Below are 23,266 nucleotides of genomic sequence, written 5' to 3'. Positions count from 1 at the left end.
GCCCAGCAACTTGCATGCGCTCGTTGAGCTCTCTGACCTACTACCAGCGGCTGGGCCTGTCCCCAGGAGCCTCTCCTGAAGCAATTCGGCGGGCCTACCGGCAGTTGAGCAAGCGCTACCACCCTGACACCTCTCCTCTGGCGCCGGAGGTGGCGCTTCGCTGCTTCCAAGAGTTGCAGGAAGCCTACCTTGTTCTCAGCAACCCTGCCAAGCGGGCTATCTACGACGCAAGCCTCCAGGCAATGAGGGCCAAGGCGGGATCGCTCGAGCAAAGAGGCTCGCGGGAGGCAGAGGCCCTTGAGCTGCCCATGGAAACCCGACCGCTTTCTGCTGGTGAGCTCTGTGCCCTGCTGCTGATGGCTGCTACTTTTGTGCTCTGCCTAGTATTGGCAGGCGTTTTGGCTTGGCTGCGGGAGGGGAGAGTGGGCTAACTGAGCTGCCCAGCCGCGGGAGGCCAGGGAATGCTGGGCATCTAAAGTGCTTGAATAGAGTAGCGGGGGTAGCTTTTGCCATCTCGCCATGCCTTTGCCGCCTGAAACCACACCTCTGTACAATCACTCGCTCCCCTCGATCGAACAGTGGCTGGAGGAACAGGGTTGTACCCGCGATCCCGAGGATGTGGAGCAGTGGTTTTGCGAACGACCTGGCTGGAAAGCTTGCCTGCGCTTGGAAGAAACTAGCATTTGGGTGCGCTACACCTACCCCAACGGCAACACCAAGACTTTGTCTTTCCCCTACTCCCTCAGCCGCAAGGATGTAGAACGGGCCATTTTCGAGGAGTAAGTGGCCATGCGCATTCTGCAACTGCCTGCCCTGCGCGACAATTACATCTACCTCCTCTACGATCCCGAAACGGCAACGGCGGCGGTGGTGGATCCGGCAGTGGCCGAGCCGGTGCTGGATAAACTGGCTGAGCTGGGGGCGGAGTTGGTAGCTATCTTCAACACCCACCATCACCACGACCATGTGGGGGGGAACCGACAGCTCTTGGAGCGCTATCCTCGTGCGGCTGTCTACGGCAGCCAGGCGGATCGGGGACGGATCCCTGGCCAGACGGTGGAGCTCAGGGCAGGAGAGACAGTGGAGTTTGCGGGCCGGCAGGCGACGGTGCTGTTTGTGCCCGGTCATACCCGGGGACATGTCGCCTACTACTTCCCTGAGAGCGGGGATCTCTTCTGTGGCGATACCCTGTTTGCGGGGGGATGCGGGCGACTCTTTGAGGGCACTCCAGAGCAGATGGTGGGATCCCTGGATCAGCTGCGGCAGCTGCCGGAAGCCACGCGGGTGTGGTGTGCCCACGAATACACCTTGAACAATCTCAGATTTGCCCTGACGGTGGACGGGGACAACCCTGACCTGCAGGCGCGCTATCAGCAGGTGGCGGCCCTGCGCCAAGCGGGATCCCCAACTGTGCCCAGCACCATCGGCGAAGAGCGCCGCACCAACCCCTTCCTGCGCTGGGATCAGCCGGCTTTGCAAGCGGCCACCGGAGTTCAGGATCCGGTGCAGGTTTTTGCTCGGCTGCGAGGCATGAAGGACCAGTTCTAGGGCGTGCCGGAAAACGGGGCCGAGTTGGGCTCGGGTCTTGTTCTAACTGGCCAGTGCCATCCACCTTTCTGTAAGAGGAATGCCCCTCAATAAGAGGGGAGACGTCACGCCCTAGGCTGGGAGTGTCTATGACCTTCCCCATTTCGCCTTTGATCCGCTTCTCGGTGCAAGCCCTGTACTGGGCACTAGTCTTGCCCCTACCTCTTCTGCTGGCCCGCCAAGGCACGCCTCTAGCGCAGGGAGCTCTGCTGGCAGCCCTGCTGCTGGGCTGGGGGCTACTCCTGGGATCCCTGAGCCAACAGATCCAGGTGGACGCGGTGGGCATGCGGGCCACCTACCCCGCCTGGGTGCCGCCCTTTGTGCGGCAGGAGTGGCAGATCCGCTGGGCAGAGGTCGAGCACCTTGAACCCCGCTCCACTAGCCAAGGAGGTCTGGTGTACTACCTGGTCAGCCGCAGTGGGGATCGCGTCCTTTTGCCCATGCGGGTGAGCCGCTTCCGGGAACTGGTAGCGCTGGTGCAGCGCCATACGGGACTGGAAATCGACGGGCTGCGCCCCTATGTCCAGCCTTGGATGTACGCCCTGTTGGGCGGCTTTGCCCTGCTGCTACTGCTTTGGGATGGGATCATCGCCTTCTGGATTTGGACGGCACCTAGCTAGCTCCAGCGGGGCAAGTAGCAGGAAAAATCCTGTTTTTTAACAAACCGAAAGGGGCCCGAAAGGGATCCCCAGACCACTTGATCCGTTTCGGGGTCACGGCCCTGATCCAGGCTGTGGAAGTAGTCGGCTCCAATCTCGAACTCGCTGTACAGGTAGGTGGTTCTGCCTTTGCGCTCGACAATACAGCCTTTGCCGGGCACGCTGCGGCCCCGGTAGCAGGATCCCGTCCATTCCACCTGAATCACACAGCCGGGCAAGAGTTCCAGCTCTGCCGCCGTCAGGTTGGCCAGTTTTCCCGGATCTCGGCCAGCACATTTGTAGAGCTCAGGGGATCCCAAGGCGTAGTTTTGGATGCGGATCCCCTCCGGCGTCTCGAAAAGGTGGATGACCCGCTGGCGGTAGGGCTGGTCGGGGTAGATGTCATACAGTTGCTCCACGTAAAACCCTATCCCCTGAAACACCGACCACGGCAGAGGGCACTGGTAGACGTGAATGTTGGCAAACCAGACCGGCTCAGCCATGGCCTGCTGCTGATTGTTGAAGTGGCCGGCCATCCACGTAGCTAGTTGTGCCAGTTGCGGCGAAACCGACATAGCGCAAGCCAAAGTCCTAGTCGTGCAAGGGCAAACTCATTATCCAAGACCCTGGCCCTGGCTGCCAAAGCAAGCCTTTGGGGCTTCAAGCTAGAGTGGAAGAACCCAACTTTTGGGATCTGTTGCCCACTGGCCTATGTCCGCCCCACCGCTTCCCTTGCTTGGGCAATCCCTAGCTGCCTTGAAAGACTGGGCAGTTGCCCAGGGGCAGCCGGCCTACCGCGGGCAACAGCTGCACACTTGGCTCTACCAAAAAGGGATCCGCTCCCTACAGGAGGTGACGGTTTTCCCCAAGGCCTGGCGCGAGGCGCTGGGGGATTACCCAGTGGGGCGCTCCCAGGTGGTGCAGCGGACGGAGACCCGCGACGGCACAGTTAAGTTGCTGCTGCAGCTAGCGGATGGGGAGTTGATCGAGACGGTGGGGATCCCGACCGCCAAACGGCTGACCGTCTGCGTCTCCTCCCAGGTGGGCTGCCCCATGGCCTGCGACTTCTGCGCCACCGGCAAGATGGGCTACCGGCGCAACCTCAAGCTGCACGAAATCCTGGATCAGGTGTTAACGGTGCAGGAAGACTTTGGCCGCCGCGTCAGCCACGTGGTTTTCATGGGCATGGGGGAGCCCCTGCTCAACCGCGACACCGTGGTGCAGGCCATCCGCAGCCTCAATCAGGATATTGGCATTGGCCAGCGGCACATCACCCTCTCGACGGTGGGCGTGCCTCGGCAGATCCCCTGGCTGGCCCAGCAAAAGCTGCAGATTACCTTGGCCGTCAGCCTGCATGCCCCCAACCAGGAGCTGCGGCAGCAGTTGATCCCTTCCGCAGCCCACTATCCCCTGGAGGCTTTGATCCAGGACTGCCGCGACTACATGCTGAGCACGGGGCGGCGGGTTAGCTTTGAGTATACGCTTATAGCCGGGGTCAACGACCTGCCCATCCATGCCCGTCAATTGGCCCACCTGCTGCGCCAGGCCAGCCAGTCGGGGGCACGCCTACACGTCAACCTGATCCCGTACAACCCCATCGCCGAGGCCAACTATCAGCGCCCTCACCCAGCGCGGGTGGCGGAGTTCGTCCGCCTGCTGGAGGAACACCACGTCCAGGCCAGCGTGCGCCAGACCCGTGGCCTAGATGGCAACGCTGCTTGCGGTCAGCTGCGGGGATCCTTCTTGCGCGCTTCCAGCTTGCCTGCCCCTGAGCCGGCCTTTGGCCGTTCCTAGGCGGCGCCCGCAGGTTCAAGGCTTTTTGCAGTTGCTGCCGGCGGGGCAGAAGGTAGCCAGACGCGGAAATGGGTCCATCCCTCTGCGCTGCTGACGGAGATTTGCCCCCCCATGTGCTCTACCAGTTGCTTGACCAAAGCCAACCCCAGCTCGGTGCCGCCGTGCTCCCAGCGATCCGCCTTCGGGATCCGATAGAACTTTTCAAAGATGCGGGGCAGCTCCGCCTCTGGGATCTCGCTGCTGTTGCTACAGACAAAGAGGACCCCTTCTCCTTCTGGAGTTACCTGCAGGCGGATGGATCCCTCAGGGGCGGTTACTTGACGGCGCTGTGCAGCAGCTTCGCAAGACGCAGCCCAGAGCCTTGGGATCTGCCTTAAGGGGGGGATCCCCTCTTCTAGGCGCAGTTGCAAGTTCTGCTTTTTGCCCTGGGCTAGAGGCTGGGCTGCCGCCACCAGATCCCGCAAATAGTGCGGCAGGAAGATCTCTTCCGGCTGGAGCAGATACTTCTCGGCTGAGAGCCGCTGCATGTCCAGCAGGTCGTTATGAGATCAATTTGTCGGTTGCATTCTTTGAGAGCGATGGCAAAATAGTGCTGCTGTTTCTTAGGGTCATCGCGGGCTATTGGCAACATTTGCAGGGCCATGGGCACATTGGCCATGGGGGTGCGTAGCTCGTGGGAGACGGTACTCAAGAAATCATCCTTGAGCAGGTTGAGCCGCTCCAATTCCTTCACCTGGGCCTGGGTCGTCTCGTACAGACGGGCCTGGCGCAGGGCCAGGGCGCACAGGTTGACCACCTGATAGGCCAGTTGTCTCTCGGCTTCGGAAAACTCCTGCTGCCGCTCCAACAGCAAGAGCCCCAGCCGCTCTTGGTGGTTTCGAAGGGAGCAAGCCAAGAGGTGTACCCAGCGCCCGCCTCTTTGACAACACCAGTGAACTTCCCAGGGCAAGGCGTGGGAGTGCAGCAGGTGCCCAAGCTCAGGGTCGTTAAGGGAGGCGGGATCCGCCTTCTCTGGAAAAGAGCAAGCCCGGATCCACAAGAGGATCCATCGGCGCTGGTCAAGAAAATATGACAGCCAGTCAGGTTGAGAGCCTCGGCTAGGCTCTTGACCACCTCTTCCAAGATCTCTCCCTCTTTGAGGCTGGCCACCATCTGGCCGCTGAGGGAGCGCAGCACTGCCTCAAAGCGCAAAGCCTGCTCCAACTGGGCGGTGCACAGCGCCACCTGGGCTTCTCGCTCGCGGTTAAGGGCTTCTAGCTGCTGTTGGGCCCGCTTTTGCTCGATGATCTCCCGCCTCACCAACAGGATCTCCACCAGTTGGCCTTGGCTGTCGAAAATGCACCGATCTACCCAGCTTACCCAGCGGGATTGTCCGTCTTCGCCGGGGTACTCCCGCTCGCTGCGGTGGAAGGGGTGCTCAGGCGTGAGGACGGCCAGCGCCTGCAGTACCGCCTCCCGTTCTTCTGGCGGCAGAGAATCCCTCCAGCGCCTGCCTATCGTTTCTTCTGCTGAGCGGCCAAAGAAGCGCAGGTAGGCCGGGTTGGCATAGGTTATGGAAGTATCGGGCCGAAAGCGGCAGATCAGCTCCGTCTGCTGCTCCACCACAGCGCAGTACTGCTGCTGCTGTTGCCAGAGGCGATCCAACAAAGCCTGTTGGTTAGCGACCGCCTGCTGCCAAGCTTTGGCCAGGGTCTGCACCTCTTGGATGGGGCCGGGATCCATAGAGGCCAAGGCTGGGATCCCACTGTGCACAAATTGCTCGGCTATTTGGGTAAGGCGGCGCAGCGGGCGAGAGAGGGCTTTGTCCAGGAGGATCCCAACTCCCAGAAAGCCCAGTAGCAGCCCCCCTCCCCACAGAGCCGCCTGCTGCGTGCTGCTATAGACGGGGGCCAACAGGGTGCTCTCCGGGATCCCGTGTAGGGAAATAGAAATTTAGCCCCCCTTCCTCCTGAATGGCCTTTACCTGCACCCAGTGGGGGATCCCGTCCACCTCAAGACGCAGCAGCCCTTGTGAGGCCGCCATCTCCCAGGATCCCACCTGCTCTTGCACAGCCAGCAGCAGCGGTTGAGGAGATAGCTTCTCCGTGCTGGCCACCACCTGGCCCTCCCCATCCAGCAACAAGATCGCCCCTGGATACTCCAAGCCGGCCTGCAGATCCTCGTAGAAAAGCCTGCAGGTGATGAACCGGGAGGGAAGCCACCAGGCTGCCGCAAACTTGGCCCTTCGCGTTCGCCAAGGGCAGCGCCGTCAGGATTAGCCGCTCCGGTTTTTGGTGGGAAGACTCGACAAAAAAGTTGCTCACCAGCCAGGTACGGCGGGCCTCTGCCTGTTGCAGGATTTCGGGAAACCAAGACAACTGCTGCAAATCTAAAGAGCTTAGTTGCCGCGTCAAGCCAGTGGGATCCCCGCTTTCTGGACCCCGTTGGCGGCCTTGGACGGACCCCGGCTTCAGGCCCGGCGTGTGGTAGGTCCAGATGGAGCCATCGGCGTGGCGGCGGGCGGTTACAAACCCCCCATGAACTGAGACAAAGCCGATGTCGCTCAGCTTGGGAAACTGCTGCAACTGGCGGGCAAAATAGGCTTCCAGCACTTCTAGCCGCGGGGCGGCCAGATTGGGCAAAAGTCCTCAGCGCAGCACCTCCTTATTGAGGGCATTTACCTGAAGGGGGGCCTGCAGATATCTGTGTAGGTGATCCTCGGCTCGGTCGTTAACCTCACTCTTCAAGTGCCTAGCCAACTGCAGCGCCATCCGCTGCCCAGCCCGCCAGGAGAAGTAGGATACTCCGCCTGCCCCTCCTACCACTGCCAGCACTAAGGGTGCTAGCAGCGCTACCCGCAAAGGGATGGAGCGGAGCGGCAAGGGAGAAGATTGCATCAGTGCTCTACCTGATGGGAGAACCTCCCCAACGAGTCCTCCGGCGCTAGTAAGCACCCGACAGAACAGGACTCTATAGAAAGGCCAGAAGAACTATAGCACTTCACAGGTGTAGCTTACTTCTGTACTAGCTGCTACCAAGGCTGGATTTTGAGCGGCTAAGCCGACCGGGTAAGCGTTAGCTGCTCTGCTTCGACCTCGTGGCTGAGCAACTTTTCAATCAACTGATCCAGAATCTCTAGCTCACCCTCCGTGTAACGTCCCCGCAAAAGTAGTTTGTTGATGAGGCTCTCCTGTTCCCGGCTGAGGAAGCCACTCTGAAACACTTGTTCAACCACCTCTCGAATGCTGGACGCCGGATCGGCAGGGGCATTCACGGCTGCCTCCGCTTGAGTCCTACTTTGAGGAGCGAGGTGGCGCTGCTCAACCTGCTCCAGCGGGGCTTGAGTCCTATCTGCAGCAGGGGCTGTGTCCTGCCATTTTGGAGAGACCTCCCGCAGTTCCCCCAGGGAAAGGTTTTCGCTCAGGATCCTTGCCAAGCGGTAAGTCCGGTAATCCACGGTTAAGTCGAGAGTAGCTTGCATGCTGCTTTCTACGTATCTCTAATGACTGCGGTCCTATCTTATCCCCTATTCCGGGATATCACGTAAGCAATTTCTACGTTTTTCGTACGCGATCTGGCGGAGACAAAGGTAAAAAAAAGTGAAAATCAAAACAACCCCCCTTGCGGGAGGGGAGGTTGCTTGAGGGCCTATTGGCCTGCTCTAGGGCGAAGATGGGGGTCTAGGGGAAGTTCGGGATCCGCCCCAGGACTTTCAAGAGGCTTGCTTGAAGTAGTCGGGCTCGTTGCCAGGCTTCCACTTGATGTTGCAGCCAAGGCTGGGCTTTTGGTTGGGATCGATGGGCTTGCCCGCCAGCAGGTTATCCAGCGCTGCCCGCAAGTCTTTGCCAGTCACTGGCACATCCGGCAGGCTGGGGCGGCTGTCGTCCAGTTGGCCGCGGTACACCAGCTTGCGATCGGCATCGAACAGGAAAAAGTCGGGAGTGCAAGCGGCTGAAAAGGCTTTGGCCACCTCTTGGCTTTCGTCGTAGCAGAAGGGGAAGGTAAAGCCCAAGGTCTCGGCCATCTTCTTCAAGTTCTCCGGGCTGTCCTCGGGGTATTTCTCCACGTCGTTGGCGCTGATGGCTACAATGCCGACGCCGCGGTCCTTGTAATCTCTGCCAATGCGAGCCAGCTCCTCTTGCACGTGCTTCACGTAGGGGCAGTGCTGGCAGATAAACATCACCAGCAAAGCGGGCTTGTCGGCAAAGGTAGAAAGGGAAATGGTTTGTCCAGTTACCACATCCGGCAGGCTGAAGTCAGGGGCGGGGGTGCCCAAAGGCAGCATCGTTGAGGGGGTACGAGCCATAACAAACCTCCAGCGTAAAGTTTCCTTAATCATCATGGCTCATCCCGCTCCCCAGGAGCTGTAAGCACGGGATCCTGCCGACAGATCCCAAACAGGCAGGGAACGGCCTTTACAATTGGATAGAGTTCGCAACATTTTGTCCGGAGCTGAGCTTTGAGCACCGCCGTCTTGCCCGCTGCCCCCCTGGTGGACACCCACGTCCACTTAAACTATCCCGACTTTGCAGAAGATCTGCCCCAGGTGGCCGAGCGCTGGCGCCAGGCCGGGATCCGGCAACTAGTACATTCCTGCGTCACGCCAGCGGAGTTTCCCCAGTTGCAGGCCATTGCCGACCAGTATCCCGAGGTGTTCTTGTCGGTGGGGCTGCATCCGCTTGAGGCGCGCCAGTGGCAGCCGGCTCTGGCCGAAAAGATTGCCCAGTTGGCCGCGGGCGACAGGCGGGTGGTGGCTATCGGGGAGACGGGCTTGGATTTTTACAAGTCCGACCCGTCAGATATCGAGCGGCAAAAAGAATCCTTCCGCGCCCACATTGCCATTGCCCGGGAGCAGGATCTAGCCCTGATTGTCCATTGCCGCGAGGCGGCAGCGGCCACCTATGAGATTCTCCAAGAGGCCATGGCCACAGGGGAATCGCTGCGGGTGGTGATGCACTGCTGGAGCGGATCCCCGGAGGAGACGCGGCTCTTTGTGGAGCTGGGCTGCTTTATTAGCTTTAGCGGCATCGTGACCTTTAAGAACGCGGAGACGGTGCGCCGCTCGGCCTTGGAGGTGCCCCTGTCCCAGCTTCTGGTGGAAACCGACTGCCCTTTCCTAGCCCCTACTCCCTTCCGCGGCAAACGCAACGAGCCGGCCCACGTGCAGCGGGTGGCCCAAACCTTGGCGGAGTTGTTGCAGATCCCCTTGGAGGATCTGGCCCAACAAACCAGCCAAAATGCTGCTCGCCTCTTCCGCCTTCCCCAGCAAGGCGACGGCGGAGGAGATCCTCCTGCTCTGAGGGCCGCCGGCAACCAGCCCAATCGCGAGGCGTGTGCAAACCGCTAGCGGCGTTTGGAGCGGCGAGCCTGACGTTCTGCCTCGTTGCGCCGCCGCCGATCCCGCCAGTCGATCAAGGTGATGTAACCAACGCCCAAAGTTATGGCTGCTAGGAGCAAAAAGATGCCCCCATAGGCAAGGCGGAGGATCCAGGGCAAGGCGGTTTCCATGGGGCTAGAGGCACTGAAGGACGGCGGGGAGGCTCAGGGCTACATGCCGTTGCGGCCCCAAACCACAAAGGCAATCGAAAAGGCAAAGAAAGCAGCAACGGCAACCCAGCCAAAGGTGATGATGTCCATAGGTCTAGCCGAGCAAAGAGGGCTTATCGGGGTGATCCCATTTTAGGGGATGGGATCCCCACCGCCTCCACAATCAAGCCCAATTGGGGAGGAGGTGCTAGAGCTCTTGCGCTCTCAGGGTTTGCACGCCTTGCCGCGACCAGGTCACTGCTCCAACGCGCTCGGCTAAGTAGAGAGGCCGCTGCCTCTGCCGAAACCAAGTAACCACTGCCTCGCCGGCGGAGCCAGAGCTGATGCCCGCCTGCACCTGAAAGCGCTCCAGCAAGTCCAGGATTAGGGATCCCCCATCCCACCACAGCCAGTCAATTTGGGCCGGCAGCAGGGGAGATCCGGTTAGCTCGGCCTGGACCTGGGTGCTGGCGGATCCCAAAAGCAGCCAGCGGGATCCTTCGGCCTCCAGGGTCAACACCAGGGGGTTGGTATGGACAGCCTGCAGCTTCAGCCGCTCGGAAAAAGGGATGCGGTCGGCGGGCCGCAAGACTTGATAGGGGATCCCGGCAGCTTGCACGGCACTGAGGGAGCGCAGGTAGCTTTCGGAAGCGGCGTTGATCCCGCCCCCGTCCCAGAAGTGCCCAATGGAGAAAGCCGAAAGCAGGATCTCCCAAGCGCCATTGGCAGAGCCCCTAGAGGTCATGGCTACCGCTCCCTCCAGACGGCGCAGGCCCTGCTGCCGCAGAAAAGGCAGCACCGTGCGCTCGGCCAGGCGGGGATCGCCGCTGTTGAGCAAGAGGTGGCGTCCTTCTGCCTGAATGACCAGAATGGGGATGGAGCCACTGGCCAAAGCGGTGATCTGAACTGGCGGCCCCGGCCACAACCTCGGCCCCAGCAGGATGGCGGCCATGATCAGGGTAGTGCCCTGCCAGCGGAAAGCCCGTCGCCACTGCGGCCAAAAGGTGAGGGCCACCAGCGCCCCGTAGAGGAGCAGACACTGGAGCAGCGAGACCCTGCCGGTGTAGTAGGAACTTAAGGGCCAGCTCGCCATCCAGCTCACCCAGTTGATCAAGGGTGTGATCAAAAACGTCAAGGGCTGGGCCAGCAGGGATCCCAGCCCCGGCCAGAGCAAAGCCACAAAGGCCACCCCAAACCCGGCCACCAGCAGGGGCAGCAGCAGGATCAGCAGCAGCGGGTTGGCCAGCAGGGAATAGGTGGGGATGCGGCCAAAGATGGCCACTTGCAGCGGCAAGGTCCAGATCTGGGCGGCCAGAGGAACAGCCAAGGCGGTAGCCACTGCTGGGGGCAAGAAGTCCAAACGGGAAACAATGGGAGCTGTCCCCACCAGCAGGCCCAAGGTGGCGGCAAAGCTGAGCTGAAACCCCAGGTCTGTAATCCACTGTGGCTGATAGAGCAACAGCAAAACCGCTGCCACCAGCAGCGTTCCCAGGGGGTTGAGCCTAACTTTCCCCTCCAGCCGCGGCTCCGTCAGTACCAGCATGGCCGCCACTCCCATCACTGCCGCCCGCAGCACCGAAGGGGTAAACCCTGTCAAGGTAAGGTAAACCCCCAAAACCGCCAGGAGGATCCCCTGCTGCAGGCGCACTGCCAGCCGCCGCGTTAGGACAAACACCACCCCCAGCAGCAACGACACGTGAAACCCAGAAGCGGCCAGAACATGGGCCATGCCGATTTCTCGGAAGGCATCTTGCAAATCGAAGTCCAACTGGCCAGCCCGGGATCCCAGCACCAGCGAGGCCAAGAGGTTCCCCTGCCGCTCTCCCAGACCGGCGATGAACGCCTCCCGCACCCGCCGCCGCAACACCCAACCTCCCCAGACTTTTCCTCCCGGCTGCGGGATCACCTCGCGGGCGCTGAAACCGGCAAAAGCTCCCTGGCGCTGCAGGTAGGCTTGAAAGTCAAAGCTGCCCGGGTTCAAAGCCGGACTGGGAAGGTAGAGGGATCCCACCAGGCGCACCCGCTGGTTGGGATGGAGATCCCTGCCCTGGAGGGCTGCCGGGCTAGCAGTGACGTAGAGCTTGCCGCTCACCTGGCGGGCGGTGGAGTCGGCCTCCAGCACCTGCTCCGCCTCGAGCCAGAATTGCCGCCGCTCGCCGCGGGTAGGACGGGGCTCCGAAAGGACAGTGCCCACCAGACTCACCTGCGCCTGCGGGGCTAGAAGGCTAATATCCGTCGGGCCGGGGAGAGGCTGCCGCCAGCCCAGGTAGGCCCAAGCCAGGCAGCCCACCAACCCCGCCGCCAACCAGGTGCGCCCCAGGCGCGGCCGTTGCCGGTAGACCAGGGATCCCACTAGCCCCAGCCCTAGAGGGATCCCCCACCCCCAGCCGCTCACTGCCGGCCAGGCCCGCAGCAACAGGCCTAGGATCCAGCCCAGCCCCAGCAGGTAGGTTCTCTCCATCTGCTCTCAGCGCGCTTGCCCCCACTGTACTCTCCTACCCAAGCGGGATCCATAGCCCTGTCTTAACCTGCCCTGCTGGCTACCCCCCAGCTCAAGCTCGTTTGGCGACCTCTCTCGGTTCCTTGCCGGTCAACTTCCTGAATTGGGAAATAAAGATGGATGGCCCACCGGCTCTGCGCCGCGATATCCTAAGGATCGAACCACCAGCAAGGGGTGAGACTGCTCATGGACAGCACTTTGCTACAAGCAGCTCGCCAGATCTACCAGCTTCATCTTCAGCACCGCCCAGAGGTGGTGGAGCAGCCACCGCGGGGCGTGGTCATCCATCGCCGTACCCTGCGGGGCGACTTGATTTTCTCGGAGTTTCCCATTCTCTTGCCTCAGGAGACCTTTATTCCCTTGCAGCAGTTGGAGCCGCTGCGCTGAAGCCCTGCTCCCCTGCCCATCTGGAGGGTCTACGCTATACGATGGCAGAGTTAGTCTTTGTTGCCTGGGAACGGCGGTGAGGGCAGACTTCCTGGCCAGCGCCTGGGAACTGCGCCTGTTGGGCTGGGTGCTGGTGCTGATCCTAGGGGCCTGCGTGGGCAGCTTTATCAACGTGGTGGTCTACCGCCTACCGCGAGGTCTTTCTCTACTCTATCCCGGCTCCCACTGTCCCCACTGCAAGACGCCCCTAGGGCCGACGGAGAACCTCCCCATCCTGGGCTGGTTCTTGCTGCGTGGTCGCTGCCGTCACTGCGGGAATCCCATCGCCTGGCGCTACCCTGCCGTCGAGGCCTTGACCATGGGTCTGTTTGGCCTCAGCGTTGGGGTTCTGGGATTTTCTCCCCGCGGGATCCTCACCTGCTTGTTGTTGGGCTGGCTGCTGGCGCTGGCCTTGGTTGACCTGGATACGTTTTTGCTGCCAGAAGCGCTCACCCGCTCTGGCTTGCTGGCAGGACTGCTGGCCCGCTTGGTGCTGCCTTGGCTAGAGGGATCCAGATCCCTGGCCGCTACAGGCTCGTCTTTGGTGGCTGGGATTGCAGGCGCGGTGCTGGGCATTTGGCTAGTGGAAGGCATTGGTTTGGTGGGCCGCCAAGTTTTGCGGCGGGAGGCCATGGGCGGAGGAGATGGCAAGTTGCTGGCCCTCATTGGCATGTGGCTGGGCTGGCAGGGGGTGGTCGTGACCCTCCTTTTGGGTTCCGCGTTGGGCTTGCTGGTTAGCTTATTGGCCATGGCCAGAGGACGAGCTCGCCTGGGCAAACCTGTTCCCTTTGGACCCTACCTGGCTCTAGGCGGGGCTGTGGCTGCCTTGGCAGGATCCCCGTTGGTCGAAGCCTACTTGCGCTGGGTCAACCTGCTGGAGTAGACGCTATTCCTGCAGGCGGCAACTCTCTGGGGTAGCGACGGCTGGATCCACGCAAGGACTGGCGATGGCAAAACCCACAGACCAACCAACGCTCCAGCTCGGCAGCAGGAGTGGGGCAGCCGCAGGCAGGGCAGGGAAACAGGTTTTGCTGGGTTTGTTGCCGTTTCACTAGCCGAGCCCAGCGCTCAAAGGCAGCTTTGGCCTCTTCAGAAGAGGGAGATAAGCTGGAGCAGCGAGGGGTGGTAGGCCGCTTGGGAGTTGAGGATACAGGGGGAGGGGGGTAGAACCTGTCCACCAGTTCCGCATCCGAGGCAAAAGAGTTAGCTAAGCTGGATGCCGCATGCCAAGCGGCAGGGCTAAAGCGGATATCCACGAGGGGAGGGTGGAGGCGGCTGTTGAGTTTCTTGAGAATCCGTTGGCGCTGGAAGGTGAGGTTCTGAGCCCAAGCAGGGGTAGAAGTGGCCACCTGCAGCACCTGGCGGCGCAGGTTGACCGGGTAGGTTTGCGCGGCTACCGCTTCTCCCACCACTTCCGGCCAGATCTGCCGCAGGGTCTGCATTTGGTTGAGCTCGGCCCAAAGGGGGTGGCCGCTGAAACTGGCCAACACACGCTCCAGGCTTTGCAGCATGGTGTCTCTCCCTAACCCTAATCCTTGTCTTCCGAGAACTGGGCTGCTTCGCTGAGGGCCGACTGGATAGAAGCAGCGTCAGGCAGAGAACGGGATCCGCCGTTGGGGCTGAGGGAAACCAGTCCTTCCAAGCTGCGGATGTGGATGTCTTGCTGGGGGAAGGGGATGCGGATCCCGCGCCGCCGAAATTCGGCCTCGATGGCGAAGTTGAGCTCGCTGATCAAGACAAATTGGTCCTGAGGACGGTTGATCCACACCAACAGCTCAAAGTTAAGGGAAGAAGGCCCAAAAGATCTAAGCCACACCTGCGGGGGCGGGTTGGTTAGAACCCGCGGATTTCCCCTAGCAACGGCAAGTAGGGCTTCGGTAACCACCTTTGTGTCGGAGCCGTAGGCTACGCCCACGGGAATGTGGATGCGGCAGCGGGGATCCCGGTAGCTCCAGTTCACCACCTTTGACTCGGTGAAGCGAGAGTTGGGCACAATGACAAAGATGCGATCCAAGGTGCGCAGGACAGTAGCCCGCGGGCCAATGTGCTCTACTGTGCCAAGCAAGTTGTCCACTTCGACTAGATCCCCAATCTGGATGGGACGCTCTAGGAGGATGGCGAGGTAGCTAATGTAGTTGTTGGAAAGGTTTTGCAGGCCAAAGCCAATTCCTAAGCCCACCGCCCCTGCAATCACAGCCAAGGAGCTGAGGTTGAGGCCGCTAAAGGGCAGCACTAGCAGGATCCCAAATAGGGTGAGGACGTATTTAAAGATGGCCGCCGTCGACTCCTGGGTGCCCAAGTCCAGCCCAAGGCGACCCAAAAACCGCTGCTTCAAGCCAACGCTGATATAGTGGGCAACCGTAAAGACCAAAGTGGCCAGGACAAAGAAGACCAATAGGCTAGCGATGGAAACATTGGAATTGGGCAGCGGCTGGATGAGAACGCCCAGTGCTGTGTTCACCACCTGCCCCAAGCGCGCGTAAAAAGCCCGCTGAAAGGGCCGCAGGGCGGGTATGAAGCTAATGCCGCGGTCCAGCGAGATGCCGGCAATAAGCATTGCTCCTAGGCTGCGCAGCAGGGATCCTCCCATGTCGATCCAGCTTCCCCAACCTGGGTCAGCCCGGAGCTCTAGCCACCTCTGCAGGCGGACGAGGCTACGGTCGAACAGCCGCCAGAGAAAGAACCCCACAGCCACGCTGGCCAGCCCAGCCAAGGTAGTGAGTACTAGCACGCGCGGATCCCGCGTCCGCTGCAGATCCAGCCAATCCTGCCGGTACTCGGCGATGGCTTGTTCCAGCCGCCGTGCCCAACTGTTGGCCACTAGACGCACATCGTTGAGGCTTACCTGAGCCAGCGGCACCCTGCGCTCGGCAGCCGCATCGGCATAGGTGACGGTAAACAAGTACCGTTGGGTGGCCTCAAAGCGGCCTCTTTCTCCCAGCCGGAGAACGTACTGCCCATTGGCATCCTGAGCCACCCGCACCTCTGGCTCCGGCAACTGGCCCTCTTCCAAAAAGCGCTCGATGATTGCCCGCACATTATCAGCCCGCACGTCGCTGGGGTATTCTGCCGTTTGCAGGCGAAACACCGGGACTCCCCCCACTAGCACTGCTGTGCCCTCTTGGCCAGTCAACGGGATCCCCAGCGGGGTTGGGGAAGGAGCTCCCTCGGGGGCAACTCCAGGATCCCGCAGCTCAAGAGCCTGCGCCAAGCGGCCCTCAAAGGGGGCAGAGAGGGCAGGGGAAAGCCAGAGACCGATCCCCACTGTCAGCCCCAGCGCGAGTACAGCCCCCTTCAGCAAGAGGGAATCTCGAATGGCTCGGCGGAGGCGAACATCCATGGTTTCAGGAATCCCGAGGAGGCTTGGCGGTATGCCCATGGTGGCACAAGCAGGTCCTGCGGCTGGGGAGGCAGGCTGGGAGTTTAGGCACTCCGAGGGTGGCCCAAAAGCCGTTGGCGCAGCTTTTTAATTTGGTCGCGCAGCCGGGCAGCCTCTTCAAATTCCAAGTTTTTAGCTGCCGCTTTCATCTTTGCATCTAGCTCGCTAATGAGCTCTGGAATTTTGGAGAGAGGGATCTCATCCAGCGCTGGCAAGGCTTTTTCCAGATCCTTGCCCTTGAGTTTGCGGGAGATGGCTAAAAAAGACAAAATGGCGTTGCTGTTTTTCTTAACGATGGGCTTAGGGGTGATGTTGTGCTGGCGATTGTATTCCAACTGAATTTGGCGGCGGCGCTGGGTTTCGGCAATCGCTCTTGCCATGCTGCTAGTTAGCGTGTCAGCATACATCACCACCATGCCGCGGACATGGCGCGCTGCCCGCCCAATCATCTGGATTAGGGATCGCTCCGCCCGCAAAAATCCCTCTTTATCTGCATCCAAAATGGCTACCAAGGAGACTTCTGGCAGATCCAACCCCTCCCGCAACAAATTGACCCCCACCAGGACATCAAAAGCTCCTTCCCGAAAATCTTGGAGGATCTCAATGCGCTCGATGGGGGTAATCTCAGAGTGCAAATAGCGAACCCGGATCCCGCGTTCCTGCAAGTACTCGGTGAGATCTTCAGCCATGCGTTTGGTAAGGGTGGTTACGATGACCCGTTCCGGGAAGCCCTGCTGCGAGCGCTCTAGGCGCAGGTAGATTTCTGAGAGCAAATCCTCCACTTGACCGGCTGTGGGGCGGACATGCACTTCTGGATCCACCACACCAGTGGGCCGAATAACTTGTTCTACAACCCGGCCTGTGCCCGGTATGTAGAACTTCAGGGGTTTGCCATTTTCCACCACGGTTTCAAACTGAGCTTCGCTTTGTTCTAATTCCCAGTTGCCGGGCGTGGCGGAAACAAAGATGCATTGGTGGACTTTGGCCCAAAATTCCTCGGCTTTAAGGGGGCGATTGTCAAGGGCGCTGGGCAGGCGAAAGCCGTGATCCACCAACACCTGTTTGCGGGCGCGATCCCCATTGTACATGCCCCGGATTTGCGGCACTGTAACGTGGGATTCGTCCACCACCAAGAGCCAATCGTTGGCCTTGAAGTAGTCCACCAAGCAAGCAGGCGGCTCCCCTTCCTTGCGCCCCGTCAAATGCCGGGAGTAGTTTTCAATGCCGTTGCAGTAGCCCACCTCCCTCAGCATTTCCAAATCGGAGCGGGTGCGCTGCTCCAGCCGCTGAGCTTCTAAAAGCTTGCCCTGGCGGCGAAAGAGATCTAGCTGCTCTTCCAGCTCTTCCTCAATGCTGCGGATGGCCTGTTCTAGTCGCTCTTCGGGTGTTACAAAGTGGCGAGCTGGATAAACCCTGAGGGCGCTGACGCTGGTGAGGATCGCGCCTGTCACCGGGTCAAGGAGGCGAATGGCCTCGATCTCATCGCCAAAAAACTCAATGCGAATTACTCTATCCTCATAGGCAGGCACAATTTCCAGCACATCCCCTTTGACGCGAAACCGCCCCCGCGCCAGTTCCAGATCATTGCGCTCGTACTGGATGCCGACCAGATCCCGCAAGACCTGCCGTTGGTCAATTCGTTGGCCCACTTTGAAGGGGATAGAAGCCTTTAGGTATTCCTCCGGCATGCCCAAGCCGTAGAGGCAGCTTACGGAAGCCACAACAATGACATCCCGCCGTTCAAAGAGGGAGCGGGTAGCCGAGTGCCGCAGCATGTCAATTTCTTCGTTAATGGAAGAAGACTTGGCGATGTAGGTGTCGGTGCTGGGCAAATAGGCTTCCGGTTGGTAGTAGTCGTAGTAGCTGATGAAATACTCGACAGCATTGTAGGGAAAAAGCTCGCGCAGCTCGTTGCACAGTTGTGCGGCCAAGGTTTTGTTGGGGGCCATCACCAGGGTTGGCTTGCCAATCTGCTGGATAGTATGGGCAATGGTAAAGGTTTTGCCAGTTCCGGTTGCCCCTAGCAGAGTTTGAAAGCGATGGCCCTCCAAAATAGACTGCACCAAGCCAGCAATTGCCTGAGGCTGATCCCCGGTGGGCTGGTAGGGGGAAACCAGTTGAAACTCAGACATAGGCCTAACCCTTTACAAGCTGTAGATTTGTCCATCTACCAGCAGATGAGTGATGCCTTTCTTTTGCAACTGCGAGCGCACAATTCCCAGAATGTAGCCGGGAAAGTGGATGACCCGGTAGGGCGGGTGGGTGTTGCTGCCTCGGCGGCTCATTTCGCAAAAGCGCCGGGCCACCTTGTGGTTGTCAAAAACGGGCAGCGTATTGGCATTCTCGATCCCTTCCAAGGATCCCGGCCCCAAAAATTCCTTGAGGGGGCGGGTGGCCAATTCTTGGTAGCGGTCCACCACTACGTAGCAGGTCTCGGGCAGCTCCAGCTCCTCCAGGGGAAGCACCTGAATTTGATGGACAGGCCCAGCGAGGGGATCTGGCTCTGCTTCGGCGTCCTCCGGCAGATCGTCACTGGTGTCTTCCTCCTCTTCCGCTTCATCGTCGTCTGCTTCTGCAGCCAGATCTTCCTGCAGCTCAGCCACCAGGTGGACTGGCAGCGCTTCAGGGGGCAGTTCTGCTCCTTCGCCCGCTTGATTAGAGGCGTCCTCTGGAGACAAAACCTGTTGTGGCTGGGGTATCTCTTCCTTGTCCCTGTCTTTGCGGCGGGCTGCTAAGCGTCTGAGCTGGATTAGCTGCTGGTACTCGTCAGGAGGGATATTTTCCTTGAGAACGCGGGTGATGGTGGCGAGGCTGACGCGGAATTGCTCCGCCAGTTCAGCAACAGTAGCTACCGAGTCGCGGTAGGCATTGACGATCTGCTGTTGTTCTTGCTTTGACAGTTTGCTGCGAGCCATCGCCATTCACCCTCTCCCAAAAGTTCTTATGGGCAGGCGGCGTTGACCGGCACACCCGCCTGAGGCCGACGGCCAGTGCTTCCCAGTCTAACCCCTTGCCACTCAAGACGCGGCTCCTTTTGAGCGAAAAGCGTGCCCATTCAAAATGCAGGCCAGGGGAGCGAGCAGGCAAGGGGCATCAGGGGTGTAGAGCGGTGATCAAGTCCGCTTTGTTGAGCAGCAAGTCTGGTGGGCGGCAGTCCACAAGCGTTGGAAATTGGAGGAGCTCCTCAACCCTCTAGTCCTCGTTCGCGACAGCGGTGCGGCAGCGCTCCATCAGGTAGCAGAGGCAATCTTGGCGGATGATATGGCTATTGAGGGTGAGCATGGCTGGCACAAGAGGCACACGGGTGCGAATTTCCCCATCCTGGGCATAGAAAAAGCGCTCCGCCACATTTTGGCCTTGCTCATCTTGCACCTCCAGGTAGAAACCGTTGGTGGTCCATCCAATGCAGGTGTGGGGAGGTAACTCCCGAAAGTTAAGCAGATCCAAGTTGGGGGGGAAGCGCAGGTGTGGCTGGGATCCCTGCGGCTTGCTCTCTTCTTCCCCAAAGCTAAAGCTCACCTCTTCCGGGATCCTGACAATGGCGATGCTGTGAAAGAGGTCGATGTCTTGTCTAAGGACGGGGCGCTGCGGGATGGCCGAAAGATGAAGACAGGCTTGCAGAAATGCGTAGGCATGCTGGGTGCCGTAGGGCTGATCCGGCTTGCCGCACTCCAGGGTCACTGCCGGGCAGAAGCGCCCAAAGGCCATGCTCTGCACGCCTTCTGGCCGCCTGAAGTAGAGGACAGTGCGACCAAACAAGGTGGCCAGGTGCAAGGTGGAAGGATCTAGGTAATTGACACAGGCGTAATGGGGGTTGGTGCCCGTGTTGTTGTGGATGTCAACGCTGGCAAAGACGCCGCGTTGCCGCATCTGCCGCAAAACCGCCTCGGCCATGGCATGCTCGGGGGTGGAGCCGGGGCCCCAAATGCGGTTGTAGTCTGGCTGGCCGTCCAGGCGCCGCTGCCCATAGCGAGCAGCCCGTACATTGCCGATGAAGAGGGACAGAGAACGGGGCAGTTCTCGCTCGCGGTAGCAGCGCAGAAGCTGTCGCACTGCCTGCCAACCAGTGGTTTCGTTGCCGTGCAGCAGGACAGACACAAACAAGGGGGGATCCCGCCTTCCCCGCAGATGGATGAGGGTTGGCCCGCCCAAGCGGTCGTAGAGTTGATGGGCCTCTAGCTCCAGGAGTTGATCCGGCAGGTGGTCGAGAACGGTGAGCATGAGGGTTGGGCAAGCACTTCAACGCAAACTCTTGGCTGCTCAGGAGCAGAAATGAACAACTGGCTACCGTGCTGGTGGCTTGGGTCGTCGCCCTGCCCTTTGATCTGAGAAGGCATCTCCCCCCTTCCAAGCTGGGCAAGGGATCCATCTTGCCCAGGGGGATCCCCTGCCATACGGGGAGGGCGCTTTCCTAGTCGAGATCCCAAGTGTGTACCGGCTGACCTTGCCGCTGCCGTTCCCAGTAGGCACAGGTCAATTGTTGCATATCTTTACCATGCTGGGGACGTAGCGCCGCTGCCAGGTGGCCCCATTTTGCAGCTCTTGCTGCAACTGCCGCAGAGCCGAGCCGACCAAAACCTGTGGCCGGCTGTTGGGGCCAGTTCCGGCACCACCAGCGAATTGTTCACGGCCTCCAGGTAGGCTGAGTTAATCGGGGCTGGATCTCCCGGGGGGTGACCAGCCAGGCTTCCAGCTCAAACCCGCCCCGCCCACCAGGGATCCCTGGGCAGAAGGCCGGCAAATGGGATCCAGCCCCGGCACACCGGCGAGCCAGCGGTCGAGCAAATCCGTTTCTTGCTGCAGCCGAGCTTTGAACAAAGTCTTCGTCGCTAAAACTCAGGCAGGCGATCTACTGGCCCATCGGGTCAACTCCGCGGCTTTTGATAAGACCACCGTATCGCTGCTGCCAGGGATCCCGGGGTAGGACAGTTTACCGCTGTTGCCTCCTGGCCAGCCCTAGCCTATGGTTGCTGGCTGGATATCCCAGGGCACTGACTTGGTCAGCTAGCCTGCCGTTATCGAGACATCTTCGATGCGCAGGGCAGGAAAGGCAGCCGTGCCGTTGAAGACAGTTACTTCCCGGGAGATGGCAGAGATATTGCGCAAACAGTCGTAGAGGTTGCCGGCAATGGTGGTCTCCAGGATGGGGCGTTTTTCGCCGCCTTTGACCAAGAAGCCCCCTTTCACCACCCCGGAAAAGTCGCCGGTGATGGGGTTGCTGCTGCCGGAAAGACGGGTGACAATAATGCCCCGCTCCATGGCATACAGCTCAGCCAGGGGGGTTGTCCCCGGCGCCACTCTCAAACAAGCTGGCCCCACTCCTGGCAAGCTGCCCGCTCCGCCTGTGGCATGGCCATTGGAGGGAACGCCGGCAGCCCGGCCCTCGTAGCTGTTGTACATGAAGTTGCAGAGGATCCCTTCGTGGATTAGGGGGGTAACTTGGCGGGGGATCCCCTCGCGGTCAAAGGGCTCGATGAGGTAGCCGGGCAAGCCCAGGCCTTCCGAAACCAGCGTCAACAGAGGGCTGGCGATAAGGGATCCCATCTTCTGCGCCAGGGGGCTTTTGCCTTTGCGCACTGCATCCGCCCCCAGCACAAAGAGGAGGTCTCCCAGAAACTCCTCCACCACATCCGGCGGCAGGACGATGGGGCCACGAAAACTCTCTCCCTTGCTAGCCCCCAGGGCCCCCACGCACTTTTGCACAAAGCGATCAAAAGCTCGCTCTAGGGCCGGCACTAGATCCGCCCGCTTCTGGACGCTGTCGCCGTCGTAGGCAAAGCTGCCTACCTCATCCCCATCGATGGCCATGCCAAATAGGGATCCGCCCGCCTCAACGCTGTGGTAGTTGGCGCGGATGCCGGTGGAAGAAGCAATGGCCACGGTATCCTCTTCCACACTGAAGGAGCCGCTGTCGATGGTGATGCGCGGGTCTTTGGAGCGCACCCACTCCACCAGTTGGGATCCCAGTTGCGTCAGCTCGGCAGCATCCAGCTCCAGCAGGCCTGGGTCAAGGGCAAAGGGCACCTGAGGTAGAGGCTGGGGATCCGGCAGGCCGTTGAGGGGATCCGCCGGCGAAGCCTTGGCCATGGCCACCGCCTCAGCTGCTGTTTCGGCCAGATCCTCTGGGCGGTTGGAGGTGGCAAAGCCCAGCCTGCCGCCACAGAAAACCCGAATGCCAAACAGGGTTTCACAGCTAGTGCGAACCAGGTTGAGGTCATTTTTCTCAAAAGTGACTTCCGTCTCGCGGCCTGAGTTGGCAAACACCTCGGCTTGGTCAGCGCCGGCAGCCAAGGCCTTTTGCACACCCTGTTCGCAGAGATCTAGCAAGTTTTCGGGGGAAATAACAGAGCCGGGCATGGCTGAGAGCGGCAAGAGAACAGTTCTATTATCAACCTAGGGCCAAGATCTCGCTCAGGAGCAGGAGACAAGCCCTCCCTCAGGCGGCGGCCCCTACTCCAGCGGCTGATCCGAAAAAAGCAGGGGAGCGATATTGGCCGCCTGGTTGAGCGGGATCTCGTCGTGGATGGCGTACTGGTAAAACTGGTCTATGCGCCGGCACAGGCCCTCTGGGGTTAAGGCCTGCACGTTGGAGCTGATGATGTAGCTCTGGGCAGGAGAGGTTCGGAACGCCTGAAAGGCTTTGCGACAAAACGCCTGCTTGGCTTCGGGATCGGCCTGGCGCCACTCCGGCCCCGTTAGTTTGCCAGATAGTCCTGGCTCAGTTGCTGCCCAAGCGCTGGACGCGACCCAGGGCAGTCCCGTGCCCAAAACCAGACACGCCAGGAGGAGCAATAGAAGTCTCGCTTTCAGAAGCACCTGCTGCCAAAAGAGCCACAGCGGTTGCCCATGTTGCACCATCGTTGGATAGGCTAGGGGGTAAATTGGAATGCCAGAGCACTTCTAGCCATCCTACCGCTCCTCGCTCGCCCCCAGGCAGCGGTAGGGTAGCAGCCAGTCCTTAACCCATGGCCCGTAGCAGACCCCGCCGAAAGCAGCGCTTTCCCCACCTCCTCGGCTCCAAGTGGACTTCGGTTCAGCCTGTGCTGGGCTGGCGACATTTTCAGGTTACCGCTCGCCAAGAGGGGGAAGGGGGGGTAGTGTTTGCCGAGCTCAAGGCCGTCTGCGATCCCCAGGTGCGCCTCTGGGTCAACGCGGCCACCCTGAAGAACCGGGATCTCTGGCAGCCGGGCTGGACGCCGCTGGAAGGGGGGCTTTCCTGCGGGCGGCAGGATCCCCTTCTGGACAGGGCTGGGGGATAGTTTCTCTCAAGCTGGGGCTCAGGGATCGATTAGGATCATCTCTCTAGTGTGGTGTTTTAATTCAGAAGCTTGAGGAGAAGAAAGCGAGATGGCCAGATGTGACGTTTGCGGAAAAGATCTTAGCTACAGCGATTATCAGTGGGCCAAGCGCTGCGCCAATCCCTACGGGAAGTCTCAC

The 23,266-nt window shown here is 60.4% G+C and carries 29 protein-coding genes; 9 read left to right on the top strand and 20 right to left on the bottom strand.

Going from position 1 to position 23,266, the window contains the following annotated elements; genetic code table 11:
* The first annotated feature begins 14 nt into the window (after positions 1-14).
* The 4 genes from NW808_RS04795 (at position 15) to NW808_RS04780 (ending at position 2,207) form a co-directional block, all read left to right on the top strand.
* On the top strand, positions 15-431 hold the full coding sequence (locus tag NW808_RS04795) for a J domain-containing protein (RefSeq protein ID WP_414394284.1): 417 nt from the start codon (positions 15-17) through the stop codon (positions 429-431).
* A gap of 88 nt (positions 432-519) precedes the next feature.
* Positions 520-783 (top strand): DUF3143 domain-containing protein, encoded by a 264-nt coding sequence (locus NW808_RS04790; protein ID WP_414410334.1) that lies wholly within the window; start codon positions 520-522, stop codon positions 781-783.
* Positions 784-789: 6 nt separating this feature from the next.
* Positions 790-1,548, top strand: coding sequence for a hydroxyacylglutathione hydrolase (gene gloB / locus NW808_RS04785; RefSeq protein WP_414411272.1), 759 nt, complete (start codon positions 790-792; stop codon positions 1,546-1,548).
* A 128-nt stretch (positions 1,549-1,676) separates the two neighbouring features.
* Positions 1,677-2,207 carry a hypothetical protein gene (locus tag NW808_RS04780; protein ID WP_414394289.1) on the top strand — a complete coding sequence of 177 codons (531 nt, stop codon included), beginning with the start codon at positions 1,677-1,679 and terminating at the stop codon, positions 2,205-2,207.
* On the opposite strand, the gene NW808_RS04775 is transcribed toward NW808_RS04780, so the two are convergent.
* Positions 2,204-2,800 carry a chromophore lyase CpcT/CpeT gene (locus NW808_RS04775; RefSeq protein ID WP_414394291.1) on the bottom strand — a complete coding sequence of 199 codons (597 nt, stop codon included), beginning with the start codon at positions 2,798-2,800 and terminating at the stop codon, positions 2,204-2,206. The two genes, NW808_RS04780 and NW808_RS04775, sit on opposite strands and share 4 nt — an antisense overlap.
* A 136-nt stretch (positions 2,801-2,936) precedes the next feature.
* On the opposite strand from NW808_RS04775, the gene rlmN reads away from it, so the two are divergent.
* Positions 2,937-4,019, top strand: a complete 1,083-nt coding sequence (rlmN, locus tag NW808_RS04770; protein ID WP_414420464.1) for a 23S rRNA (adenine(2503)-C(2))-methyltransferase RlmN — start codon at positions 2,937-2,939, stop codon at positions 4,017-4,019.
* On the opposite strand, the gene NW808_RS04765 is transcribed toward rlmN, so the two are convergent.
* The 8 genes from NW808_RS04765 to NW808_RS04730 form a co-directional block, all read right to left on the bottom strand.
* Positions 4,016-4,546 (bottom strand): sensor histidine kinase, encoded by a 531-nt coding sequence (locus NW808_RS04765; RefSeq protein ID WP_414420463.1) that lies wholly within the window; start codon positions 4,544-4,546, stop codon positions 4,016-4,018. The two genes, rlmN and NW808_RS04765, sit on opposite strands and share 4 nt — an antisense overlap.
* Entirely contained in the window at positions 4,450-4,662 is a 213-nt protein-coding gene (locus NW808_RS04760) for a hypothetical protein (protein WP_414420544.1), read from the bottom strand. The genes NW808_RS04765 and NW808_RS04760 overlap by 97 nt, the downstream gene beginning before the upstream one ends.
* Positions 4,663-4,748: 86 nt before the next feature.
* Positions 4,749-5,912, bottom strand: a complete 1,164-nt coding sequence (locus NW808_RS04755) for a PAS domain-containing protein (protein WP_414420462.1) — start codon at positions 5,910-5,912, stop codon at positions 4,749-4,751.
* Positions 5,896-6,042 (bottom strand): hypothetical protein, encoded by a 147-nt coding sequence (locus NW808_RS04750; RefSeq protein ID WP_414410340.1) that lies wholly within the window; start codon positions 6,040-6,042, stop codon positions 5,896-5,898. The genes NW808_RS04755 and NW808_RS04750 overlap by 17 nt, the downstream gene beginning before the upstream one ends.
* Entirely contained in the window at positions 6,011-6,640 is a 630-nt protein-coding gene (locus tag NW808_RS04745; protein ID WP_414410341.1) for a hypothetical protein, read from the bottom strand. Before NW808_RS04745 ends, NW808_RS04750 begins: the two co-directional genes overlap by 32 nt.
* 6 nt (positions 6,641-6,646) lie before the next feature.
* Positions 6,647-6,895: a hypothetical protein gene (locus NW808_RS04740; RefSeq protein WP_414410342.1), complete on the bottom strand. Its 249-nt coding sequence runs from the start codon at positions 6,893-6,895 to the stop codon at positions 6,647-6,649.
* A 158-nt stretch (positions 6,896-7,053) separates the two neighbouring features.
* Positions 7,054-7,479, bottom strand: a complete 426-nt coding sequence (locus tag NW808_RS04735; RefSeq protein WP_414420461.1) for a hypothetical protein — start codon at positions 7,477-7,479, stop codon at positions 7,054-7,056.
* Between the two features lie 231 nt (positions 7,480-7,710).
* Positions 7,711-8,304 (bottom strand): thioredoxin family protein, encoded by a 594-nt coding sequence (locus tag NW808_RS04730; protein WP_414420460.1) that lies wholly within the window; start codon positions 8,302-8,304, stop codon positions 7,711-7,713.
* 153 nt (positions 8,305-8,457) lie between these two features.
* Between NW808_RS04730 and NW808_RS04725 the strand changes: the two genes are divergently transcribed.
* Positions 8,458-9,345 carry a TatD family hydrolase gene (locus tag NW808_RS04725; RefSeq protein WP_414420459.1) on the top strand — a complete coding sequence of 296 codons (888 nt, stop codon included), beginning with the start codon at positions 8,458-8,460 and terminating at the stop codon, positions 9,343-9,345.
* On the opposite strand, the gene NW808_RS04720 is transcribed toward NW808_RS04725, so the two are convergent.
* The 3 genes from NW808_RS04720 to NW808_RS04710 all read right to left on the bottom strand — a co-directional run bounded on the left by NW808_RS04720 (position 9,342) and on the right by NW808_RS04710 (position 11,985).
* Entirely contained in the window at positions 9,342-9,506 is a 165-nt protein-coding gene (locus tag NW808_RS04720) for a hypothetical protein (RefSeq protein WP_414394298.1), read from the bottom strand. The two genes, NW808_RS04725 and NW808_RS04720, sit on opposite strands and share 4 nt — an antisense overlap.
* Positions 9,507-9,545: 39 nt before the next feature.
* Positions 9,546-9,635, bottom strand: coding sequence for a cytochrome b6-f complex subunit PetN (locus NW808_RS04715; protein WP_414404797.1), 90 nt, complete (start codon positions 9,633-9,635; stop codon positions 9,546-9,548).
* A gap of 97 nt (positions 9,636-9,732) precedes the next feature.
* Positions 9,733-11,985, bottom strand: a complete 2,253-nt coding sequence (locus NW808_RS04710) for a ComEC/Rec2 family competence protein (RefSeq protein WP_414420458.1) — start codon at positions 11,983-11,985, stop codon at positions 9,733-9,735.
* A gap of 225 nt (positions 11,986-12,210) precedes the next feature.
* Here NW808_RS04710 and NW808_RS04705 point away from each other — a divergent pair, with 225 nt between their 5' ends.
* Both NW808_RS04705 and NW808_RS04700 read left to right on the top strand, forming a co-directional pair.
* Positions 12,211-12,411 carry a hypothetical protein gene (locus NW808_RS04705; protein WP_414394303.1) on the top strand — a complete coding sequence of 67 codons (201 nt, stop codon included), beginning with the start codon at positions 12,211-12,213 and terminating at the stop codon, positions 12,409-12,411.
* 76 nt (positions 12,412-12,487) lie between these two features.
* The gene (locus NW808_RS04700) at positions 12,488-13,333 is read left to right on the top strand and encodes a prepilin peptidase (RefSeq protein ID WP_414420457.1); all 846 of its coding nucleotides are present in this window, start codon (positions 12,488-12,490) and stop codon (positions 13,331-13,333) included.
* Here NW808_RS04700 and NW808_RS04695 read toward each other — a convergent pair.
* From NW808_RS04695 to NW808_RS04660, 8 genes are all read right to left on the bottom strand, one after another.
* On the bottom strand, positions 13,317-13,961 hold the full coding sequence (locus tag NW808_RS04695; protein ID WP_414420456.1) for a DUF721 domain-containing protein: 645 nt from the start codon (positions 13,959-13,961) through the stop codon (positions 13,317-13,319). The two genes, NW808_RS04700 and NW808_RS04695, sit on opposite strands and share 17 nt — an antisense overlap.
* 17 nt (positions 13,962-13,978) lie before the next feature.
* Positions 13,979-15,790: a mechanosensitive ion channel family protein gene (locus NW808_RS04690; protein WP_414420455.1), complete on the bottom strand. Its 1,812-nt coding sequence runs from the start codon at positions 15,788-15,790 to the stop codon at positions 13,979-13,981.
* A gap of 83 nt (positions 15,791-15,873) precedes the next feature.
* Positions 15,874-17,961, bottom strand: a complete 2,088-nt coding sequence (gene uvrB, locus NW808_RS04685; protein WP_414420454.1) for an excinuclease ABC subunit UvrB — start codon at positions 17,959-17,961, stop codon at positions 15,874-15,876.
* Between the two features lie 12 nt (positions 17,962-17,973).
* Positions 17,974-18,744 carry a hypothetical protein gene (locus NW808_RS04680; RefSeq protein WP_414420453.1) on the bottom strand — a complete coding sequence of 257 codons (771 nt, stop codon included), beginning with the start codon at positions 18,742-18,744 and terminating at the stop codon, positions 17,974-17,976.
* A 277-nt stretch (positions 18,745-19,021) separates the two neighbouring features.
* Positions 19,022-20,050: a M14 family metallopeptidase gene (locus NW808_RS04675; RefSeq protein ID WP_414420452.1), complete on the bottom strand. Its 1,029-nt coding sequence runs from the start codon at positions 20,048-20,050 to the stop codon at positions 19,022-19,024.
* A 426-nt stretch (positions 20,051-20,476) separates the two neighbouring features.
* Positions 20,477-20,647 (bottom strand): hypothetical protein, encoded by a 171-nt coding sequence (locus NW808_RS04670; RefSeq protein ID WP_414420451.1) that lies wholly within the window; start codon positions 20,645-20,647, stop codon positions 20,477-20,479.
* 186 nt (positions 20,648-20,833) lie between these two features.
* Positions 20,834-22,186: a TldD/PmbA family protein gene (locus tag NW808_RS04665; RefSeq protein WP_414420450.1), complete on the bottom strand. Its 1,353-nt coding sequence runs from the start codon at positions 22,184-22,186 to the stop codon at positions 20,834-20,836.
* Between the two features lie 93 nt (positions 22,187-22,279).
* Positions 22,280-22,687: a hypothetical protein gene (locus NW808_RS04660; protein ID WP_414394318.1), complete on the bottom strand. Its 408-nt coding sequence runs from the start codon at positions 22,685-22,687 to the stop codon at positions 22,280-22,282.
* 107 nt (positions 22,688-22,794) lie between these two features.
* On the opposite strand from NW808_RS04660, the gene NW808_RS04655 reads away from it, so the two are divergent.
* Complete coding sequence (locus NW808_RS04655; RefSeq protein WP_414410357.1) at positions 22,795-23,088, top strand: TIGR02450 family Trp-rich protein; 294 nt, start codon at positions 22,795-22,797, stop codon at positions 23,086-23,088.
* The last annotated feature ends 178 nt before the right edge of the window (positions 23,089-23,266 follow it).

Source organism: Synechococcus sp. W70.1 (assembly GCF_047461515.1).
GTDB lineage: Bacteria > Cyanobacteriota > Cyanobacteriia > Thermostichales > Thermostichaceae > Thermostichus.
The sequence above is the reverse complement of the archived record's forward strand: the minus strand, read 5'-3'. Positions and strand labels throughout refer to the sequence as shown.

What these genes read in the sequence shown, in the direction of transcription:
- NW808_RS04765 (WP_414420463.1), bottom strand. Translation starts at nt 4,546, where the DNA reads ATGCAGCGGCTCTCAGCCGAGAAGTATCTGCTCCAGCCGGAAGAGATC.
- NW808_RS04695 (WP_414420456.1), bottom strand. Translation starts at nt 13,961, where the DNA reads ATGCTGCAAAGCCTGGAGCGTGTGTTGGCCAGTTTCAGCGGCCACCCC.
- NW808_RS04735 (WP_414420461.1), bottom strand. Translation starts at nt 7,479, where the DNA reads ATGCAAGCTACTCTCGACTTAACCGTGGATTACCGGACTTACCGCTTG.
- NW808_RS04795 (WP_414394284.1), top strand. Translation starts at nt 15, where the DNA reads ATGCGCTCGTTGAGCTCTCTGACCTACTACCAGCGGCTGGGCCTGTCC.
- NW808_RS04675 (WP_414420452.1), bottom strand. Translation starts at nt 20,050, where the DNA reads ATGCTCACCGTTCTCGACCACCTGCCGGATCAACTCCTGGAGCTAGAG.
- NW808_RS04790 (WP_414410334.1), top strand. Translation starts at nt 520, where the DNA reads ATGCCTTTGCCGCCTGAAACCACACCTCTGTACAATCACTCGCTCCCC.
- NW808_RS04740 (WP_414410342.1), bottom strand. Translation starts at nt 6,895, where the DNA reads ATGCAATCTTCTCCCTTGCCGCTCCGCTCCATCCCTTTGCGGGTAGCG.
- NW808_RS04730 (WP_414420460.1), bottom strand. Translation starts at nt 8,304, where the DNA reads ATGGCTCGTACCCCCTCAACGATGCTGCCTTTGGGCACCCCCGCCCCT.
- NW808_RS04760 (WP_414420544.1), bottom strand. Translation starts at nt 4,662, where the DNA reads ATGGCCCTGCAAATGTTGCCAATAGCCCGCGATGACCCTAAGAAACAG.
- rlmN (WP_414420464.1), top strand. Translation starts at nt 2,937, where the DNA reads ATGTCCGCCCCACCGCTTCCCTTGCTTGGGCAATCCCTAGCTGCCTTG.
- NW808_RS04750 (WP_414410340.1), bottom strand. Translation starts at nt 6,042, where the DNA reads ATGGCGGCCTCACAAGGGCTGCTGCGTCTTGAGGTGGACGGGATCCCC.
- NW808_RS04690 (WP_414420455.1), bottom strand. Translation starts at nt 15,790, where the DNA reads ATGGATGTTCGCCTCCGCCGAGCCATTCGAGATTCCCTCTTGCTGAAG.
- uvrB (WP_414420454.1), bottom strand. Translation starts at nt 17,961, where the DNA reads ATGTCTGAGTTTCAACTGGTTTCCCCCTACCAGCCCACCGGGGATCAG.
- NW808_RS04775 (WP_414394291.1), bottom strand. Translation starts at nt 2,800, where the DNA reads ATGTCGGTTTCGCCGCAACTGGCACAACTAGCTACGTGGATGGCCGGC.
- NW808_RS04705 (WP_414394303.1), top strand. Translation starts at nt 12,211, where the DNA reads ATGGACAGCACTTTGCTACAAGCAGCTCGCCAGATCTACCAGCTTCAT.
- NW808_RS04655 (WP_414410357.1), top strand. Translation starts at nt 22,795, where the DNA reads ATGGCCCGTAGCAGACCCCGCCGAAAGCAGCGCTTTCCCCACCTCCTC.
- NW808_RS04715 (WP_414404797.1), bottom strand. Translation starts at nt 9,635, where the DNA reads ATGGACATCATCACCTTTGGCTGGGTTGCCGTTGCTGCTTTCTTTGCC.
- NW808_RS04720 (WP_414394298.1), bottom strand. Translation starts at nt 9,506, where the DNA reads ATGGAAACCGCCTTGCCCTGGATCCTCCGCCTTGCCTATGGGGGCATC.
- NW808_RS04710 (WP_414420458.1), bottom strand. Translation starts at nt 11,985, where the DNA reads ATGGAGAGAACCTACCTGCTGGGGCTGGGCTGGATCCTAGGCCTGTTG.
- NW808_RS04660 (WP_414394318.1), bottom strand. Translation starts at nt 22,687, where the DNA reads ATGGTGCAACATGGGCAACCGCTGTGGCTCTTTTGGCAGCAGGTGCTT.
- NW808_RS04665 (WP_414420450.1), bottom strand. Translation starts at nt 22,186, where the DNA reads ATGCCCGGCTCTGTTATTTCCCCCGAAAACTTGCTAGATCTCTGCGAA.
- NW808_RS04680 (WP_414420453.1), bottom strand. Translation starts at nt 18,744, where the DNA reads ATGGCTCGCAGCAAACTGTCAAAGCAAGAACAACAGCAGATCGTCAAT.
- gloB (WP_414411272.1), top strand. Translation starts at nt 790, where the DNA reads ATGCGCATTCTGCAACTGCCTGCCCTGCGCGACAATTACATCTACCTC.
- NW808_RS04780 (WP_414394289.1), top strand. Translation starts at nt 1,677, where the DNA reads ATGACCTTCCCCATTTCGCCTTTGATCCGCTTCTCGGTGCAAGCCCTG.